The organism is Klebsiella sp. A52 (assembly GCF_018388785.1).
GTDB classification, from domain to species: Bacteria; Pseudomonadota; Gammaproteobacteria; order Enterobacterales; family Enterobacteriaceae; genus Klebsiella; species Klebsiella aerogenes.
In genome coordinates this window covers 1,666,505-1,683,723 of the sequence record NZ_CP074437.1, presented here as the reverse complement: position 1 = coordinate 1,683,723, position 17,219 = coordinate 1,666,505, and the positions used below count along the sequence as shown (strand labels likewise).

Sequence of the window (17,219 nt, the reverse complement as noted above, 5' to 3'; positions counted from 1 at the left end):
GTGCGGGCGGTGGGATAACGCGTCTTACTTAGCGACGGTGGATGAACCATCCGCGTGCCACTGGAAGACACCAAATTCAAATCCCTTCAGATCGCCTTTTTCATCCCATTTCAGCGGCCCAATCACGGTCTTCGCGCCGTGAGCTTTCAAATCTTTAATTAAATCCAGCGGCTGCTGGCTGCCGGTTCTGTCCATCGCCTGCGCCAGCGACTGAACGGCGGCATAGGTGATCCAGACGTACGGGCCGCTCGGATCTTTTTTATCCGCTTTCAGCGCATCAACAATAGCGCTGTTGGCCGGATCCTGGTCATAGCGTTTTGGCATCGTCACCAGCATACCTTCCGCCGCCGCGCCGGCGATGTTGGACAGCGAGGCGTTACCGACGCCTTCCGGCCCCATAAACTGCGTTTTCAGGCCGACGGAGCGCGCCTGGCGCAGCATCTGCCCCATTTCCGGGTAGTAGCCGCCGTAGTAGACGAAGTCGATGTTCTCTTTCTTCAGGCGCGCCAGCAGCGCGGAGAAGTCTTTCTCACCGGCGGTGATGCCATCAAAGAAGACGATATTGGCGCCGGCTTTCTTCAGGTTGTCCTGCACGGAACGCGCCAGCCCTTCGCCGTACTGCTGCTTGTCATGAATAATCGCAATACGCTGCGGCTTCACGTGTTCGAGGATATATTTCGCGGCGGTCGGCCCCTGGGAAGAGTCAAGCCCGGCGGTACGCATGATGTACTGGTAGCCACGCTGGGTCAGCTCAGGATTGGTCGCCCCGGGGGAGATCATCAGGATACCTTCGTCTTCATAGATATCCGAAGCCGGCTGGGTAGAAGAGGAACACAGGTGACCAATAACGTACTGAATGCCGTCATTGACGATTTTGTTAGCGACCGCGACCGCCTGTTTCGGGTCGCAGGCGTCGTCATACTCAACGCCAACCAGTTTGTCGCCTTTAATGCCGCCGCTGGCGTTAATGTCTTTAATCGCCTGGCGCGCGCCGTTGAATTCCATATCGCCCCACTGGGCAACCGGGCCAGACATCGCGCCGACGACGGCGACTTTAATATCCTTTGCCATCGCCGCGTGGGAAATCGCTAATGCAACGACTCCCGCGACGATCGTTTTCGCGTTCCTTTTCATGCTTCAGAACCCCGTTCGTGATGTGGTGTAAATGTTTTGTATTTTTATGGTTAAAAAGCATTCTGTGCTTTTATTAAACAACGCCATTTTTACCATGAACTTTAATGGTTTAGCGCAGTTTTTTACCTGAATTATGATTAAAATCTCTATTTTTCAGGTGATTAAGAAAAGATAATATTCTGGTTTAAGGCGAAGATAAACAAAAAAAAGTCCAGTTCACAGCATAAAATAACGGCATATAAGGCGGAATAAAACGCTACATATCAGGTTAAAATTCTGCTTATTTTTCGATCCATAATGTATTGCGCTACCCCCACGCAACCAGGAAAACGAATCCCCTAATGAATGAGTGCAAAACAGCGCCCCGCCAAACAAGAAATTTGAGTACACTGTCGCATCTGTTTTGACTGGAACTGCCGCGTATGAAGCTCACCATTATCCGTTTACAGCACTTCAGCGATCAGGATCGCATTGATTTAGGCAAAATCTGGCCGTCGCAGGATTCTGCGGCGCTGATGCTGGATGAAAACCATCGTATTTACGCCGCCCGCTTTAACGAACGTCTGCTCGGCGCCGTACGCGTTACCCTGCGCGGCGTCGAAGGCGAGCTCAGCGATCTGTGCGTGCGTGAAGTCACCCGCCGCCGCGGCGTGGGGCAATATTTAGTGGAAGAGACGTTAAGCGATAACCCGAATATCAATAGCTGGCGCGTTGCCGATAGGGGGGTGGAAGACCGCGGCGTGATGGCGGCATTTATGCAGGCGCTCGGTTTCAGCGCCCAGCAGAATGGTTGGGAAAAGCATTAGGCCGTAGCCCTAATAAACGCAGCGTGACCAAGGAAGAACCCGGCGGCGCTTCGCTTAGCCGGGCTACCTGCAAATTGTAGCCCCGGTAAGCGCAGCGCAACCGGGGTCAGACAACGCATCTACGGCGTGAAAGGCTCCTCCACATTTAACCCAGCATTTCGCGTCGCAGCAAGGCGTCAAGACCCGAAATCCCCGGGAGCTTACATCAGTAAGTGACCGGGGTTGAGGGCCGCAGACAATGCATCTGCGGCGTGAAAGGCTCCCCCACATTTAACCCAGCATTTCGCGTTGCAGCAAGGCGTCAAGACCCGAAATCCCCGGGAGCTTACATCAGTAAGTGACCGGGGTTGAGGGCCGCAGACAACGCATCTGCGGCGTGAAAGGCGCCGGTTAAATTATTTGGCGTCGGTCGCTGTACCGTTAGCATGCCAGGTAAACACGCCAAACTCGAACCCTTTCAGGTCGCCTTTCTCATCCCACGACAGCGGCCCCATAACGGTATCCACCTTCGCCCCTTTCAGGTATTTCGCGATTTCCGCCGGATCCTCGGACTGATTTAACCCCGCCTGCAGCGACTGCAGCGCCGCATAGGTGGTCCACACGAAGGCGCCGCTCGGATCCTGTTTCTTCGCTTTGATAGCATCCACAATCGGTTTGTTCGCCGGAACCTGATCGTAGTTTTTCGGTTTGGTGACCAGCAGGCCTTCTGCCGACTCGCCGGCGATATTAGACAGGGAAACGTTAGCCACGCCTTCCGGACCCATAAACTGGGTTTTCAGGCCGGCAGCCCGTGCCTGGCGCAGGATCTGCCCCATTTCCGGGTGATAACCGCCGTAGTAGACGAAGTCGATATTTTCTTTCTTAAGGCGCGCCACCAGGGTAGAGAAATCTTTCTCACCGGCGGTGATACCGTCAAAGAACACCACGTTGGCGCCGCCTTTCTTCAGGTTTTCCTGAACCGAGCGCGCCAGCCCTTCGCCATATTGCTGTTTGTCATGAACGACGGCAATGCGCTGCGGCTTCACCGTGCCGAGAATATATTTCGCCGCCGTCGGCCCCTGATCGGAGTCGAGACCGGTGGTGCGCAGAATCAGCTTATAGCCGCGCGCCGTCAGTTCCGGCGCGGTTGCCGCCGGGGTAATCATCAGGATGCCTTCATCTTCATAGATGTCAGACGCCGGCTGAGTGGATGAGGAACACAGGTGACCGATAACGTATTTAATGCCGTCATTCACCACTTTGTTCGCAACCGCCACCGCTTGTTTCGGGTCGCAGGCATCGTCATATTTTACGATCTGCAATTTATTGCCTTTGATACCGCCCTTGGCGTTGATATCAGCTACCGCCTGCTCCGCGCCGGTAAATTCCTGGTCGCCATACTGGGCAACCGGGCCGGACATCGCTCCCACGACGGCAATTTTAATGTCTTCCGCCAGCGCGGAACCGCTCATAATTAAAGCAATACATCCTGCCAGTAACGCTTTACCCTTCATATTCATCCTGAGGCTCCCCATTATTATGGTTTTTGCATTTGTTGTGATGTTGTTTGTTAGCGCATTATTCTGATTTTTAGTCCATACCAAGAATAGTATGGCTGTATTTGGGTCTGCCGCCTGCGCTTTTGCAGCACACTATGCCAAAACATACCCCATTTTTCAGAATTTGAAACAACAATTTGCAGGAGATGTAAAAGTTATGTGACTGAAGTAAAACGTCGCGGCAATTCGCGCGGAGAGGGGAAACGGGTATGACGGGGATATAAAACAAAAAGCCCCCGCTGAAACAGCAGAGGCTCAATTCACTACGGCGCTGAAAGACGAAGATTAGGCTTCGATAGCGGCGCGCAGTTTTTTCATCGCGTTCTTTTCCAGCTGACGAACACGTTCAGCCGAGACGCCATAACGATCCGCCAGCTCCTGCAGCGTGGACTTGTTGTCCTCGTCCAGCCAGCGAGCGCGGATGATGTCCTGGCTACGCTCGTCCAGGCCCTGCATCGCGTCAGTCAGTTTATTAGCAGCCTGCTCTTCCCAGTTATCGTCTTCGATGCCGTCGGCAAAGTTAGACGTTTTGTCCTGCAGATAGAGCACCGGCGCCATCGGCTGGCTGTCGGATTCGTCATCGGACGACATATCAAAGGTCATGTCCTGCGCTGCCATACGTGATTCCATCTCACGCACGTCTTTGCTCGACACACCCAGCTCGCGGGCAACCATCTCTACTTCGTCCTGGTTAAACCAGCCCAGACGCTGCTTGGTTTTACGCAGGTTGAAGAACAGCTTACGCTGCGCTTTGGTGGTTGCGACTTTAACGATACGCCAGTTACGCAGCACGTATTCGTGGATTTCCGCTTTAATCCAGTGCACGGCGAAGGAAACCAGTCGCACACCCACTTCCGGGTTGAAACGACGTACGGCTTTCATCAGACCGATGTTGCCTTCCTGAATCAGGTCCGCCTGCGGCAGGCCATAGCCCGAGTAGTTACGAGCAATATGAACAACAAAGCGCAGGTGAGACAGAATCAGCTTTTTCGCTGCTTCCAGATCGCCCTGGTAATGCAGCTTTTCAGCAAGCTCCCGCTCTTCATCAGCCGATAACATCGGCCAAGTGTTAGCGGCCCGGATGTACGATTCCAGGTTACCAACGGGGGCTAAAGCTAAAGTTTGCATTTCTTTGGTCATTCAAATCCTCTCAATCGATAGTGTCTGACATGATCTTGTCCCCATCAGGCAACAAACATGCCAGCATTTATGAGCAACGAGAATATCACCCACAGTAGTATCAGACAGTGATTTTATCCACAAGTTCCATGCAACGTTGTGAGTAAATTACGCACAAAATGTGACATGGAGATGAAAGATTAGGGAAGAGGCGAACAGGGACTCTTTCCCTGCAGAGAGATATTCAGTGCAGGGAAAGATTATACCAGAAAATTTTTAGTCGGGGGTAAAGTGACGTAAATGTTGCACCGTCGCCAGCCAGGCTGCGACCCAGCCAATCATCGAGCAGACGATTAGCATCAGCAAACACTCATCGAAGCCTAAACCGCTGAGTTCGAATTTGGTGCCGAACACTTTCGCCACTTCGGTCACCGCCGAGGAGAGGCGCATCACCAGAATCTCCGACAGGATCAGCGACAAAAACGCCCCGGCGAAACCCAGCAGCGCGCCGCCATAAAGGAACGGACGCAGGATGAAACCGTCGGTAGCGCCGATCAGCTTCTGGACGTTAATGGTATCGCGACGGGCGAAGATGCTCAGGCGCACGCTGTTGCCAATCACCAGGAACACCGCGGCAATCATCAGCACGCCGATCATCGCCGACACCCGGCCAACCAGACCGGTCAGCGACGCCAGGCGCGCAAACCAGCTATCGTCCATACGCACTTCGTCGACCCCCTGAATACGGGAGACGCGATCGCGCAGGGTGTTAAGCGAATCGGTATTCTGGAAATCGAGCTTCGGCACCACAATCGCTACCGCCGGCAGCGGGTTCTCTTCCAGCATATCCAGCGCGCCGCCGAACCCGGACCAGTTGCGGAACTCGCCCAGCGCCTCATCGCGCGACAGATAATTTACCTTCTCAACGCCCTGCTCCGCCTGCAGCTGGCCAACCACCCGCGCCGCCGCATCGTCATCCAGCGTTTTTTCCAGGTAGACGGTGATCTGCGGTGACGGATAATACTGCGACGCCGCGCTATTGACGTTTTTGTAGACCATATAGCAGACGCTCGGCAGCGTCAGCGAAATGGCGATTACCATGATGGTGAGGAAGGTCGCCAGCGGCGTGCTTTTTAAATCCTGTAACGCGCCGTGCCAGGCGTAGCGCACCTGCTCGTTAAAGACGTTACTCTTCCGCGATGCCGGGTTCGGCGCCGCTTTTGGCCGTTTTGGCGCATTGCGTCCGCCGTTGCCGCCGCCCGTGGCGTTACGGAGACGATCGAACTTGCTGCCGAACTGGCGAATCTGGTTCACTGCGTCGCGCTTATTCACCCCGATGGCCTCCATGCATATGACCGTCGCTCAGCGTCAGGACGCGGTACGGACGGCTGGAAATAAGCCCCAGGTCGTGCGTCGCCATCAGTACCGTTACACCTACGCGGTTAAACTCTTCAAACAGACGTAAAATCCCTTCCGAGAGCGCCTCATCGAGGTTACCGGTCGGTTCATCCGCCAGCAGCACCGCCGGCTTGTTGACCACCGCGCGGGCAATGCCCACGCGCTGTTGCTCACCGCCGGAGAGTTGGATGGGGAAATTTTTCGCTTTGTCCAGCAGCCCGACTTTATCCAGCGCTGCGGATACGCGACGGCGAATATCATCGCCGCTGGCGCCGGCGATAATCAGCGGGATCGCCACATTATCGAACACGGTGCGATCCATCAGCAGGTGGTGGTCCTGGAAAATCATGCCGATTTGGCGGCGCAGGAACGGCACCTCGCGGCTCTTCAGGCGGCTGATATCATGGCCGCTGAACAGAATTTTCCCGGCGCTCGGCCGTTCGATACCACAGATAAGCTTCAGCAAGGTACTTTTCCCCGCGCCGGAATGGCCGGTCAGGAACGCCATCTCGCCCTGCTGCAGGTGGAACGTCACCCCCTGCAGCGCTTGTCTCCCACCGAGATAGGCTTTGCTGACTTGTTCAAAGCGAATCATTCTTAATCCTCTCGGGCAAAAAGTGCCTCAATAAAGTCGCCCGCATTAAACGGACGCAGATCTTCAATACGTTCGCCGACGCCAATATAGCGAATCGGAATACTGAACTGGTCAGCCACTGAGAAGATAACCCCGCCCTTCGCGGTTCCGTCAAGCTTAGTCAACGTAATGCCGGTCAGCCCCACCGCTTCGTGGAACAGTTTGGCCTGGCTTATCGCGTTCTGCCCGGTGCTGGCGTCGATGGTCAGCATGACTTCATGCGGCGCGTCGACATCCAGTTTCTTCATTACGCGGACAATCTTCTTCAGTTCTTCCATCAGGTGCGATTTATTCTGCAGACGACCCGCGGTATCGGCAATCAGCACATCAATATTGCGCGCTTTCGCCGCCTGAATGGCGTCAAAAATAACCGAGGCTGAATCAGCGCCGGTATGCTGGGCAATCACCGGGATCTCGTTACGCTGGCCCCAGACCTGCAGCTGTTCCACCGCCGCCGCGCGGAAGGTATCCCCCGCCGCCAGCATCACTGATTTACCCTGCTGCTCGAACTGACGCGCCAGCTTACCGATGGTGGTGGTTTTACCCACGCCATTAACGCCGACCATCAGAATAACAAATGGCGTTTTCCCTTCAACATTCAGCGGTTCCTCAACTTTCGTCAGGATCTCGCTCATCTCTTCTTTCAGCAGACCGTATAACGCCTCGGCGTCGCGCAGCTGCTTACGGCTGGCCCCCTCGGTAAGATTGGTAATAATCTTACGCGTGGTTTCCACCCCAACGTCGGCAATCAGCAGCTGTTCTTCCAGCTCTTCAAACAGATCGTCGTCGATTTTTTTACCGCGGAACAGGCTGATAAACCCGGAACCCAGATTCTGTTTGGTTTTCACCAGGCTGCGTTTTAAGCGGGCGAAGAAACCTTCTTTAGTCGGTTTTTCCTGCTCCTGCTGCGGCGCTTCCTGAGTTTCCGCGTCTTCTTCCGCCAGCTCTTCCGGCGCCTCTTCGACGTCTTGCGCCGCCAGCGCCTGCGCTTCAAGCTCTTCATCGCTTAATTCGGCTTCAGACTCTTCCGGGAGGACCTCATCTTCGATGACTTCAGGCTCCGCGACGATAACCTCTTCCGGCGTCTGTTCAGCGACCGCTTCGGCGATAACCGGCTCGGCAATCACCTCTTCAACCAGCGGTTCAGCGACTTTTTCTTCTACCGCAGGAACAACCGGCTCTTCTTCAACTGCGGTCTCTGGGACAGAAATTTCTTCCGCCACTGGCGATTCAGCCACGTTTTCTTGCGAAACGGCTTCGGTCGCCACCGGATGCGGCAGTTCGCTCTCAACAACTTGTTCGGTAACTTCTACGACCTCGGCAGCAAAGGCCTCCGGGTCTTCTTTTACCGTTTCCGCCGCGGGTACGGTTTCCGCAGGCGTTTCCGCCGCCGGAGTCTGTTCCGCAACCTCTTGTTGTTCTTCTACTTTTTGTTCTGTTTCGCTTTCCTGAGCCTGTTCTTTTTGCCCAAAGCCCAGCCAGGAAAAGAAGCCACGTTTTTTCTCTTTTGCCATTTGCGACCACACTCCTCGCTGTTTATTCATGGCGCAGCTTCGATACAACCGATTCAGAAGCTGAAAAAATGATGAAATTAGTTGGATAGTCTATCACTTAACTTAACTCGCATCACCGCCCCCGGATTAAGGTTTCGTCAATGGTCTTCGATCGTTAGAATAGCAGGCTGGAAGTTGAGACTTGAGCAAAGAGATGAAGAAACCAAATCACGCAGGCAGCGGCCAGATCCGCATTATTGGCGGACAGTGGCGGGGCCGTAAATTACCGGTGCCGGAGAGCCCGGGTCTGCGCCCGACCACCGACCGGGTTCGGGAAACGCTTTTTAACTGGCTGGCGCCGTCGATGGTCGACGCCCACTGCCTTGACTGCTTCGCCGGCAGCGGCGCGCTGGGGCTGGAAGCGCTATCACGCTATGCCGCCAGCACCACGCTACTGGAAATGGAGCGCGGCGTCGCGCAGCAGCTACAAAAAAATCTCGCGACGCTGAAAGCCAGCAACGGCAAGGTGGTCAACACCAACACGCTGGCGTTTCTCAGCCAGCCGGGCACGCCGCACCACATTGTCTTCGTCGATCCCCCCTTCCGCAAAGGGCTGCTGGAAGAAACGCTCAGCCTGCTGGAAAAAAACCACTGGCTCGCTGATGAAGCGCTGATTTATGTCGAGAGCGAAGTAGAAAACGGACTACCGCCGGTTCCGGCAAACTGGCAGCTGTATCGCGAAAAAGTCGCCGGACAGGTCGCCTACCGCCTGTATCAACGCGAGGCACAAGGAGAAAACCATGCTGATTAATTTAGGCCGCCTGCTGATGCTATGCGTTTGGGCGTTTTTGCTGTTGAACCTGTTTCAACCTTTCCCAAAACCGCTGAATATCTTCGTTAACGTGGCGCTGATTTTTATGATTCTGATGCATGGCCTGCAGCTGACGCTGTTGAAAGCGACGCAAACGAAAGATGCGCCGCCGCTGAGCCGTTTTGAGCAGATTCGTATTTTCATCTTCGGCGTATTTGAACTGGTGGCCTGGCAGAAAAAGCTGAAGGCCACGCTGAAGAAGAAGTAACGGTTAATCGAGGGCTCAGTTATCGGCAACAAAGTCGACGAATTTAGAGCCCTTATAGCTCAGCATTCCCCGGTCGCCAACGCTCAGCGCGTGGTATTGCGGCGCATCAAGGCGGAACACCACTTCCAGTCCGCCATTTTCCGGGCGGAAGCTCGCTTCATAACGCATCTCGCTTCCGGCTGGCGTCACCGTCTGCTGGCGCGAGCGACGATCGTTAATCACCTTTTCCCGCTTATTGCTGACCACCACCCGCTTCTGCAGCAGCGGCGCGGCGTCGTTATCCATTTTCTCCCGGCGCTGCTGCACGTAGCGAAACGAGGCCGCCACCACAATCACCGCGACCACCAGCACAAAAAATAGCGGAACTTTACTCATTTGCGTACCCATAAGAATTATCAGGAATAAGGATAACGCGCATTGAATAACGTTGTCATCTTCTGGCCCAAACCACTACACTGAGATCCGGTACCGTAAGCGTAATCGCTTATTTAATGATAACAGATACAGGGACTTACTATGCTTTGGTCGTTTATTGCTGTCTGTTTCTCCGCATGGCTGTACGTCGATGCGTCCTATCGTGGGCCAGCCTGGCAGCGCTGGGTCTTTAAACCGGTCACCCTGCTTCTGTTGCTGCTGTTAGCCTGGCAGGCGCCGATGTTCAACGCCATTAGCTACCTGGTGCTGGCGGGCCTGTGCGCTTCGCTGCTCGGCGATGCGTTAACCCTGCTGCCGCGCCAGCGGGTGATGTACGCGGTCGGCGCATTCTTCCTCTCTCATCTGCTGTATACGATCTGGTTCGCCAGCCAGATGACGCTATCGTTCTTCTGGCCGCTGCCGCTGGTCCTGTTGGTGCTCGGCGCGCTGCTGCTGGCGATTATCTGGACGCGTCTGGAAGAGATGCGCATGCCGGTATTAACCTTTATCGGTATGACGCTGGTGATGGTGTGGCTGGCGGGCGAACTGTGGTTCGTGCGGCCGACCGATACCGCGCTCTCCGGATTCCTTGGCGCCGCTTCGCTGCTGTTGGGTAACGCCGTCTGGCTGATTAGCCACTATCGCCGTCGCTTCCGCGCCGATAACGCCATTTCCGCGGCCTTCTACTTTGCCGGGCACTTCCTGATCGTTCGCGCGCTATATCTGTAATTTACTGCTTGACTCTGGAGTCGACTCCAGAGTGTATCCTGCGGGTAATGAGAAAATTATCATTACCCGGAGGGTGCCATGTCGACACCAGAATCTCAGGACAAAAAAGTCCCCCAGTTCTCGTCATTCAAATTTACCCCGGCGACAGAGCCCGCTGAAAGCTGCTGTACCGATCGCGCCTGCGCCGGGGAAACCGCCGCCGCTGAACAGCCGCTCAACGGCGCCCGTTATAGCTGGCAGGTAGACGGCATGGACTGCGCGGCCTGCGCCCGTAAGGTGGAAACCGCCGTGCGCCAAATCGACGGCGTCAGCCAGGTGCAAGTGCTGTTCGCCACCGAGAAGCTGCTGGTCAATGCCGAAAGCGATATCCGTTCGCAGGTCGAAAACGCGGTACGCGCCGCGGGTTATACCCTGCGCGATGCTGACGCGCCGCAGGAAGAGAAACCGCAACGTTCATGGCTGCAGGAAAACCTGGCGTTATTGAGTCTGGTAGTGATGATGGCGCTCAGCTGGGGGCTCGAGCAGTTTAACCACCCGTTCGGCAAGCTGGCGTTTGTCGCCACTACCCTCGTCGGCCTGTGGCCGGTTGCCCGCCAGGCGCTGCGGTTGATTAAAAGCGGCAGCTGGTTTGCCATTGAAACGCTGATGAGCGTTGCCGCTATCGGCGCGTTGTTTATCGGCGCCACCGCCGAAGCGGCAATGGTTCTGCTGCTGTTTCTGATCGGCGAACGGCTTGAAGGCTGGGCCGCCAGCCGCGCGCGCCAAGGCGTGAGCGCCCTGATGGCGCTCAAACCTGATACCGCCGTTCGCCTGCGCAACGGCGAGCGTGAGACCGTCGCCCAACGTGACCTTCGCCCCGGCGATGTGATTGAGGTCGCCGCCGGCGGGCGTCTGCCGGCCGATGGCGAGCTGCTATCGCCGTTTGCCAGTTTTGACGAAAGCGCGCTGACCGGCGAATCGGTACCGGTGGAGCGTAAAGCCGGCGAGCGCGTAGCCGCCGGCGCCACCAGCGTCGATCGCCTGGTACAGTTGACCGTTATCTCCGAACCGGGCGATAGCGCCATTGACCGGATCCTCAAACTGATTGAAGAAGCCGAGGAGCGCCGGGCGCCGATTGAGCGCTTCATCGATCGCTTCAGCCGGATCTACACCCCGGCCATTATGGTGGTCGCCCTGCTGGTTGCCATCGTACCGCCGCTGTTCTTCGCCAGCGCCTGGCTGCCGTGGATCTATAAAGGCTTAACGCTGCTGTTAATCGGCTGCCCTTGCGCGCTGGTCATCTCTACCCCGGCGGCGATTACCTCCGGTCTGGCGGTCGCCGCGCGGCGCGGGGCGCTGATTAAAGGCGGCGCGGCGCTGGAACAATTGGGCCAGGTGCGCCAGGTGGCGTTCGATAAAACCGGTACTCTGACCATCGGCCAACCGCAGGTCACCCGCGTTATCGCCGCCGCCAACGTTGATGAAAACGGCCTGCTGGCGCTGGCGGCAGCGGTTGAACAAGGCTCCAGCCACCCGCTGGCGCAGGCTATCATCCGCGAAGCGCAGCAGCGTAAGCTGACTATTCCCGTTGCGCACAACCAGCGGGCGCTGGCCGGTTCCGGGATAGAGGCCGAGGTCAACGGCAGCCGCATCTTAATCTGCGCGGCCAGTAAGGCTGCATCTGCTGAGCATGAGGCGCAGATCCAGCAACTGGAGAGCGCCGGACAGACGGTGGTGCTGGTGATGCGCGATGATACGCTGCTCGGCATTCTGGCGCTGCGCGATACCCTGCGCGACGATGCGCGTCAGGCGGTGGATGAGCTGCATCAATTGGGTGTGCAAGGAGTGATTCTTACCGGGGATAACCCGCGCGCTGCGGCGGCTATCGCCAATGAACTGGGTCTGGAGTTCCGCGCCGGATTGCTGCCGGCAGACAAAGTGCAAGCGGTGATGGCGCTTAACGCCAATGCGCCGCTGGCTATGGTCGGCGACGGTATCAACGATGCCCCGGCGATGAAAGCGGCAACCATCGGTATTGCGATGGGCAGCGGCACCGATGTAGCGCTGGAGACCGCCGACGCGGCGCTAACCCATAACCGCCTCACCGGCCTGGCGCAGATGATTTCGCTGGCTCGCGCCACCCATGCCAATATTCGCCAGAATATCGCCATCGCTTTAGGGTTGAAGGGGATTTTCCTCGTCACGACCCTTCTCGGCCTGACCGGGTTGTGGCTGGCGGTGCTGGCGGATACCGGCGCGACGGTGCTGGTAACGGCTAACGCACTGCGGTTATTGCGTAAAAAGTAATGTTGAAGCGATATTCCCTGCTCGCACTGCACCTGGCAGGGCTACGGTTGCGGACCGTAGGGTAGCCCGGATAAGGCGCAACGCGCCGCCATCCGGGGGGATTCCCTGCTCGCGCTGCGCTTAGCAGGGCTACGGTTCCAGCCTTTGGGTAGCCCGGATAAGGCGCAACGCGCCGCCATCCGGGGATATTCCCTGCTCGCGCTACGCTTAGCAGGACTACGATTCCAGGTCTTTGGGTAGCCCGGATAAGGCGCAACGCGCCGCCATCCGGGGATATTCCCTGCTCGCGCTACGCTTAGCAGGGCTACGGTTCCGGAGCGTTGGGTAGCCCGGATAAGGCGCAACGCGCCGCCATCCGGGGGTATTCCCTGCTCACGCTGCGCTTAGCAGGGCTACGATTCCAGACCATTGAGTAGCCCGGATAAGGCGCAACGCGCCGCTATCCGGGGATATTCCCTGCTCGCGCTGCGCTTAGCAGGGCTACGATTCCAGGCCTTTGGGTAGCCCGGATAAGGCGCAACACGCCGCTATCCGGGGATATGCCCTGCTCGCGCTACGCTTAGCAGGGCTACGGTTCCAGGCCTTTGGGTAGCCCGGATAAGGCGCAACGCGCCGCCATCCGGGGGTATTCACTGCTCGCGCTGCGCTTGAGAGGGCTACGGTTCCAGACCGTCGGGTAGCCCGGATAAGGCGCAACGCGCCGCCATCCGGGGATATTCCCTGCTCGCGCTGCGCTTGAGAGAGCTACGGTTGCGGACCGTTGGGTAGCCCGGATAAGGCGCAAGGCGCCGCCATCCGGGATGGGCTCAGTGGCTTTTACGGATCAGATAACGGTACGGCAGGGCTTCGGTTTCCTGCGCCACCAGTTCATGCTCCATAAAGAGGCAAAAACCGGGGATATCGCGGGTGGTGGCCGGGTCGTCGGCAATAATCAGCAGGGTCTCGCCCACCGGCATGGTGCGTACGGTTTTACGCACCATCATCACCGGCTCCGGGCAGCGGAGCCCCAGGGCGTCCAGCGTATGGTCAGGACTGGAGAAAAGTTCGCTCATTTTTATCTCACTTCAACAAAACGGCCCTAGTTTACCCCCACTTCGCCAGTACGCAAGCCAGGTTAACGTTTGCGCGAAAAACAACCATTGCATTACGCTCGCAACGCAGTATCATGCAGCCGTTTTTAATTGGGTTCCCTCACCCCAACGTTCCGCTCCCGATTCCTTCATTGATGTGAAGCATGACGGGCATAAAAAGGTCACAATATGAATCCCTTTACTACCGTACAGCGTAAGAAAGCGCTCGTCTGGCTTTCGCTATTTCATCTGCTGGTGATCACCTCCAGCAACTATCTGGTCCAGCTGCCGATCTCCATTTTTGGTTTTCATACCACCTGGGGCGCGTTCAGTTTTCCCTTTATTTTTCTCGCCACCGATCTGACGGTACGCATTTTTGGCGCCCCGCTGGCGCGACGCATCATCTTCGCGGTGATGATCCCGGCGCTGATTATTTCCTATGGCATTTCGGCGCTGTTTTACATGGGCGAGTGGCAGGGCTTTGCCGCGCTGGGCACCTTTAATCTGTTCGTTGCCCGTATCGCCGCCGCCAGCTTTATGGCCTATGCGCTGGGGCAAATTCTCGATGTCCACGTCTTCAACCGCCTGCGTCAGAATCGCCGCTGGTGGCTGGCGCCGACCGCGTCGACCCTGTTTGGCAACGTCAGCGATACCCTGGCTTTCTTCTTCATCGCCTTCTGGCGCAGCCCGGATCCGTTTATGGCCGCCCACTGGGGGGAAATCGCCACCGTCGACTACTGCTTTAAAGTGCTCATCAGCATCGTCTTCTTCCTGCCGATGTACGGCGTGCTGTTGAATATGCTGTTGAAAAGACTGGCGGATAAATCTGATTTGTCGGCATTGCAGCCAGGTTAAAGGTACTCGCTAACGGTTGTGATAAGATAACCGGATGAGCCGTTAATGGCCGTTTATCGAAAGGAAGATGTCAATGCGCAATTTGGTTAAATATGTCGGTATTGGCCTGCTGGTTATGGGGCTTGCGGCCTGTGATAACAGCGATTCAAAAGCGCCGACCGTCGGGGCAGCAGCAGAGAGCAACACCAGCGGCCAGGCGATTAGCCTGCTGGATGGTAAACTGAGCTTCACCCTGCCTGCGGGTATGGCAGATCAGAGCGGTAAGCTCGGTACCCAGGCCAACAATATGCACGTCTATTCCGACGCCACCGGCCAGAAAGCGGTGATCGTGATTGTTGGCGACAGCACTAATGAAGATCTGGCGGTGCTGTCCAAACGTCTGGAAGATCAGCAGCGCAGCCGCGACCCGCAGCTGCAGGTTGTGTCTAACAAATCTATTGAGATTAAAGGGCACACCTTACAGCAACTGGACAGCATCATCTCCGCCAAGGGGCAGACCGCATGGTCTTCCGTGCTGCTCGGTAAGGTCGATGACAAACTGCTGACCCTGCAGGTCACACTGCCAGCGGACAACCAGCAGCAGGCGCAAACCGAAGCGGAAAGCATCGTCAACACGCTGGTCATTAACTAATTTTATTGCCCTGATGCAGCGGCCTCCGGTTCAACGACCGGGGGCCGTTTTTTTAACCGCCAGCCCAGCAGTAGCGCGGCCATCACCAGCCCTGCCGCCGCCAGATAAATCGTCGGTATCCCGGTCCACGCCATCAAAAGCCCGGCCAGCGGCCCGGTTATCCCCAACGACAAATCCATAAAGACGGTATAGGTCGCCAGCGCCGAGCCCTGATTGTGCTGCGGCACGGATTTAACCGCCACCACACCCAGCGCCGGGAAGACCAGCGAGAACCCCGCGCCGGTGAGGAAAGTCCCGACTTTCGCCATCAGCGGCGTCTGTGCAAAGCCCACCAGCAGCAGGCCAATAACCTCCACGCTAAAACAGAGCATCGCCACGTTCAGGCCGCCTAAGCGGTTAATGCCGTTGGGAAAAAGCAGCCGCGTGCCGACAAACGCGCAGCTGAACAGCGTTAACGCAAAGGCCGCGCCGTCCCAGCCTTTCGCGTCATAAAACAGGGTAATAAAGGTCGCGATAACCCCGAAGCCGGCAGAAGCCAACGCCAGCGCCATGCCGTAAGGCCAAACCCGGCCGAGCACCGCACGAAATGACATCGCTTTCCCTTTCGTTGCCTTCACCGCCGTTCGCGGTAGCGCGCAAATGATAGCCACCAGAGCAACCGACATAATGACCATCGCCAGGCCGCTGAGGCCAATGTATGAATAGCACAGCACGCCCAGCGGCGCGCCCATCGCCATCGCGCCGTAGGTCACAATGCCGTTCCACGAAATCACCCGCCCGATATGCAGCGAGCCGACAACGCCTACGCCCCATAGCGTCGACCCCGTGCCGGCGAAGCTCTGGCCAATGCCGAGGATCGCTCGTCCCAGACATAACAGCAGCAGACTCAGCAGCGGCCAACCGCTACTCCAGGCTGCCAGCAGGTAGCTCAAGCCGCTCAGAAAACAGCCGCACAGGCCGAAAACGACAATCTTTTTCGGCCCTAGCTGGTCGGCATAGCGCCCGGCGTGCGGTCGGCTCAGCAGCGTGGCGAAATACTGCAGGCTAATCACCAGCCCGGCCCAGAAGGCGCTAAATCCCATCACATCGTGAACGTAGCCCGGCAAAACCGCCAACGGCAGGCCGATAGTGAGATAGCTGGCAAAGTTGAAAATAACGACGGAGACAATCCGCAGATTGAGGCGCAATCCACTGAGCACGGGTTCGGCGACGGGTTCAGGCATCGGGGTCCACCAAATTGATACGACACGCTTCACTATTACCACGGTGTGTACAGAAAAGCAGCCCTTTATCTGCAATATTACCCTGCCAATAATTAAACGGCGATTTGCAATTTAAAAGTCGTAAAATTAAGACATAACTTACCGATGATATTCATTGATTAAGCAGAGTTAATTTACTTATACTTCGCCCCGCAGCGTACCTGCGCCGTCGTTTTATCCTTAAATCAGCATTCCTATAACATTAGGATATTTATCTGTCACATTTTTAAAGTAAAGCAAATTTAATAAACAACCTGAATAAAAAACACGACATCACGACGACATTATTATTTTTGCCATTGACCTAAGTATTTTCTCAACCAATATATTGATAGGGAGTATTCATGAAAAAGGTTATTCACTGGATTGTTGCCGCCACGGTTGTCGGCGCGCTGGCGGGTTGCGCGCGCACCGCGCCGATCGAACAGGTACAAACTACGGTTAGCGCGGGTCATACTGAAGCTCAGGTCAAAAGCGCTATTCTCCAGGCTGGTGTCCAGCGTGAATGGATTATGTCCGATGCAGGCCCTGGCGTTATCAAAGGACATTTACAAAACCGGGCCCACTCCGCGGATATTAAAATCAACTACTCTGCAACAGGTTATTCTATTAATTACGTGAGTAGCCTTAACCTGATGGCTTCCGGCGGAAAGATTCATAGAAACTATAATCGCTGGGTGCACAATCTCGATAAAGATATTCAGGTCGCCCTCGCCGCTAATACGGCGTTGCAGAAGTAAACTCCCCAACGGGCCAGTATTGGCCCGTTTC

The 17,219-nt window shown here is 56.3% G+C and carries 17 protein-coding genes; 8 read left to right on the top strand and 9 right to left on the bottom strand.

What is annotated here, in order from left to right:
- Positions 1-24: 24 nt before the first annotated feature.
- A complete protein-coding gene (gene livK, locus KGA69_RS07835; RefSeq protein ID WP_045394819.1) occupies positions 25-1,134 on the bottom strand; it encodes a high-affinity branched-chain amino acid ABC transporter substrate-binding protein LivK in 1,110 nt (369 codons plus the stop codon).
- A 422-nt stretch (positions 1,135-1,556) separates the two neighbouring features.
- On the opposite strand from livK, the gene panM reads away from it, so the two are divergent.
- The gene (panM, locus tag KGA69_RS07830; RefSeq protein WP_213292968.1) at positions 1,557-1,940 is read left to right on the top strand and encodes an aspartate 1-decarboxylase autocleavage activator PanM; all 384 of its coding nucleotides are present in this window, start codon (positions 1,557-1,559) and stop codon (positions 1,938-1,940) included.
- Positions 1,941-2,335: 395 nt separating this feature from the next.
- Here the strand turns inward: panM and livJ are convergent, their stop codons facing one another.
- The 5 genes from livJ to ftsY all read right to left on the bottom strand — a co-directional run bounded on the left by livJ (position 2,336) and on the right by ftsY (position 8,143).
- Positions 2,336-3,439, bottom strand: a complete 1,104-nt coding sequence (livJ, locus tag KGA69_RS07825; RefSeq protein WP_015369319.1) for a branched chain amino acid ABC transporter substrate-binding protein LivJ — start codon at positions 3,437-3,439, stop codon at positions 2,336-2,338.
- A 324-nt stretch (positions 3,440-3,763) separates the two neighbouring features.
- Positions 3,764-4,618, bottom strand: coding sequence for an RNA polymerase sigma factor RpoH (rpoH, locus tag KGA69_RS07820; protein ID WP_002920815.1), 855 nt, complete (start codon positions 4,616-4,618; stop codon positions 3,764-3,766).
- 255 nt (positions 4,619-4,873) lie between these two features.
- Positions 4,874-5,929 (bottom strand): permease-like cell division protein FtsX, encoded by a 1,056-nt coding sequence (gene ftsX / locus KGA69_RS07815; protein WP_015369318.1) that lies wholly within the window; start codon positions 5,927-5,929, stop codon positions 4,874-4,876.
- The gene (gene ftsE, locus KGA69_RS07810; protein ID WP_015369317.1) at positions 5,922-6,590 is read right to left on the bottom strand and encodes a cell division ATP-binding protein FtsE; all 669 of its coding nucleotides are present in this window, start codon (positions 6,588-6,590) and stop codon (positions 5,922-5,924) included. The genes ftsX and ftsE overlap by 8 nt, the downstream gene beginning before the upstream one ends.
- Before the next feature lie 2 nt (positions 6,591-6,592).
- Positions 6,593-8,143: a signal recognition particle-docking protein FtsY gene (gene ftsY, locus KGA69_RS07805; protein WP_049060312.1), complete on the bottom strand. Its 1,551-nt coding sequence runs from the start codon at positions 8,141-8,143 to the stop codon at positions 6,593-6,595.
- A gap of 193 nt (positions 8,144-8,336) precedes the next feature.
- Between ftsY and rsmD the strand changes: the two genes are divergently transcribed.
- Entirely contained in the window at positions 8,337-8,933 is a 597-nt protein-coding gene (rsmD, locus tag KGA69_RS07800) for a 16S rRNA (guanine(966)-N(2))-methyltransferase (RefSeq protein ID WP_015703709.1), read from the top strand.
- On the top strand, positions 8,923-9,201 hold the full coding sequence (locus KGA69_RS07795; protein WP_015369314.1) for a DUF1145 family protein: 279 nt from the start codon (positions 8,923-8,925) through the stop codon (positions 9,199-9,201). Before rsmD ends, KGA69_RS07795 begins: the two co-directional genes overlap by 11 nt.
- A gap of 15 nt (positions 9,202-9,216) precedes the next feature.
- Here KGA69_RS07795 and KGA69_RS07790 read toward each other — a convergent pair whose 3' ends face one another.
- Positions 9,217-9,576 carry a DUF2500 domain-containing protein gene (locus tag KGA69_RS07790; RefSeq protein ID WP_020077761.1) on the bottom strand — a complete coding sequence of 120 codons (360 nt, stop codon included), beginning with the start codon at positions 9,574-9,576 and terminating at the stop codon, positions 9,217-9,219.
- 141 nt (positions 9,577-9,717) lie between these two features.
- Here KGA69_RS07790 and KGA69_RS07785 point away from each other — a divergent pair, with 141 nt between their 5' ends.
- Positions 9,718-10,344, top strand: a complete 627-nt coding sequence (locus tag KGA69_RS07785) for a lysoplasmalogenase (RefSeq protein WP_015369312.1) — start codon at positions 9,718-9,720, stop codon at positions 10,342-10,344.
- Positions 10,345-10,422: 78 nt separating this feature from the next.
- Positions 10,423-12,630, top strand: a complete 2,208-nt coding sequence (gene zntA / locus KGA69_RS07780) for a Zn(II)/Cd(II)/Pb(II) translocating P-type ATPase ZntA (RefSeq protein WP_213292966.1) — start codon at positions 10,423-10,425, stop codon at positions 12,628-12,630.
- Between the two features lie 806 nt (positions 12,631-13,436).
- On the opposite strand, the gene tusA is transcribed toward zntA, so the two are convergent.
- A complete protein-coding gene (gene tusA, locus KGA69_RS07775; protein ID WP_015703711.1) occupies positions 13,437-13,682 on the bottom strand; it encodes a sulfurtransferase TusA in 246 nt (81 codons plus the stop codon).
- 207 nt (positions 13,683-13,889) lie between these two features.
- On the opposite strand from tusA, the gene KGA69_RS07770 reads away from it, so the two are divergent.
- Together KGA69_RS07770 and KGA69_RS07765 are read left to right on the top strand one after the other, a co-directional pair.
- Entirely contained in the window at positions 13,890-14,555 is a 666-nt protein-coding gene (locus KGA69_RS07770) for a 7-cyano-7-deazaguanine/7-aminomethyl-7-deazaguanine transporter (RefSeq protein ID WP_045375765.1), read from the top strand.
- A gap of 73 nt (positions 14,556-14,628) precedes the next feature.
- Positions 14,629-15,186: a DcrB family lipoprotein gene (locus KGA69_RS07765; RefSeq protein WP_045397026.1), complete on the top strand. Its 558-nt coding sequence runs from the start codon at positions 14,629-14,631 to the stop codon at positions 15,184-15,186.
- A gap of 2 nt (positions 15,187-15,188) precedes the next feature.
- Here KGA69_RS07765 and KGA69_RS07760 read toward each other — a convergent pair whose 3' ends face one another.
- Complete coding sequence (locus tag KGA69_RS07760; RefSeq protein WP_213292965.1) at positions 15,189-16,409, bottom strand: MFS transporter; 1,221 nt, start codon at positions 16,407-16,409, stop codon at positions 15,189-15,191.
- Positions 16,410-16,792: 383 nt separating this feature from the next.
- On the opposite strand from KGA69_RS07760, the gene KGA69_RS07755 reads away from it, so the two are divergent.
- Complete coding sequence (locus KGA69_RS07755; protein WP_045397034.1) at positions 16,793-17,188, top strand: lipoprotein; 396 nt, start codon at positions 16,793-16,795, stop codon at positions 17,186-17,188.
- The last annotated feature ends 31 nt before the right edge of the window (positions 17,189-17,219 follow it).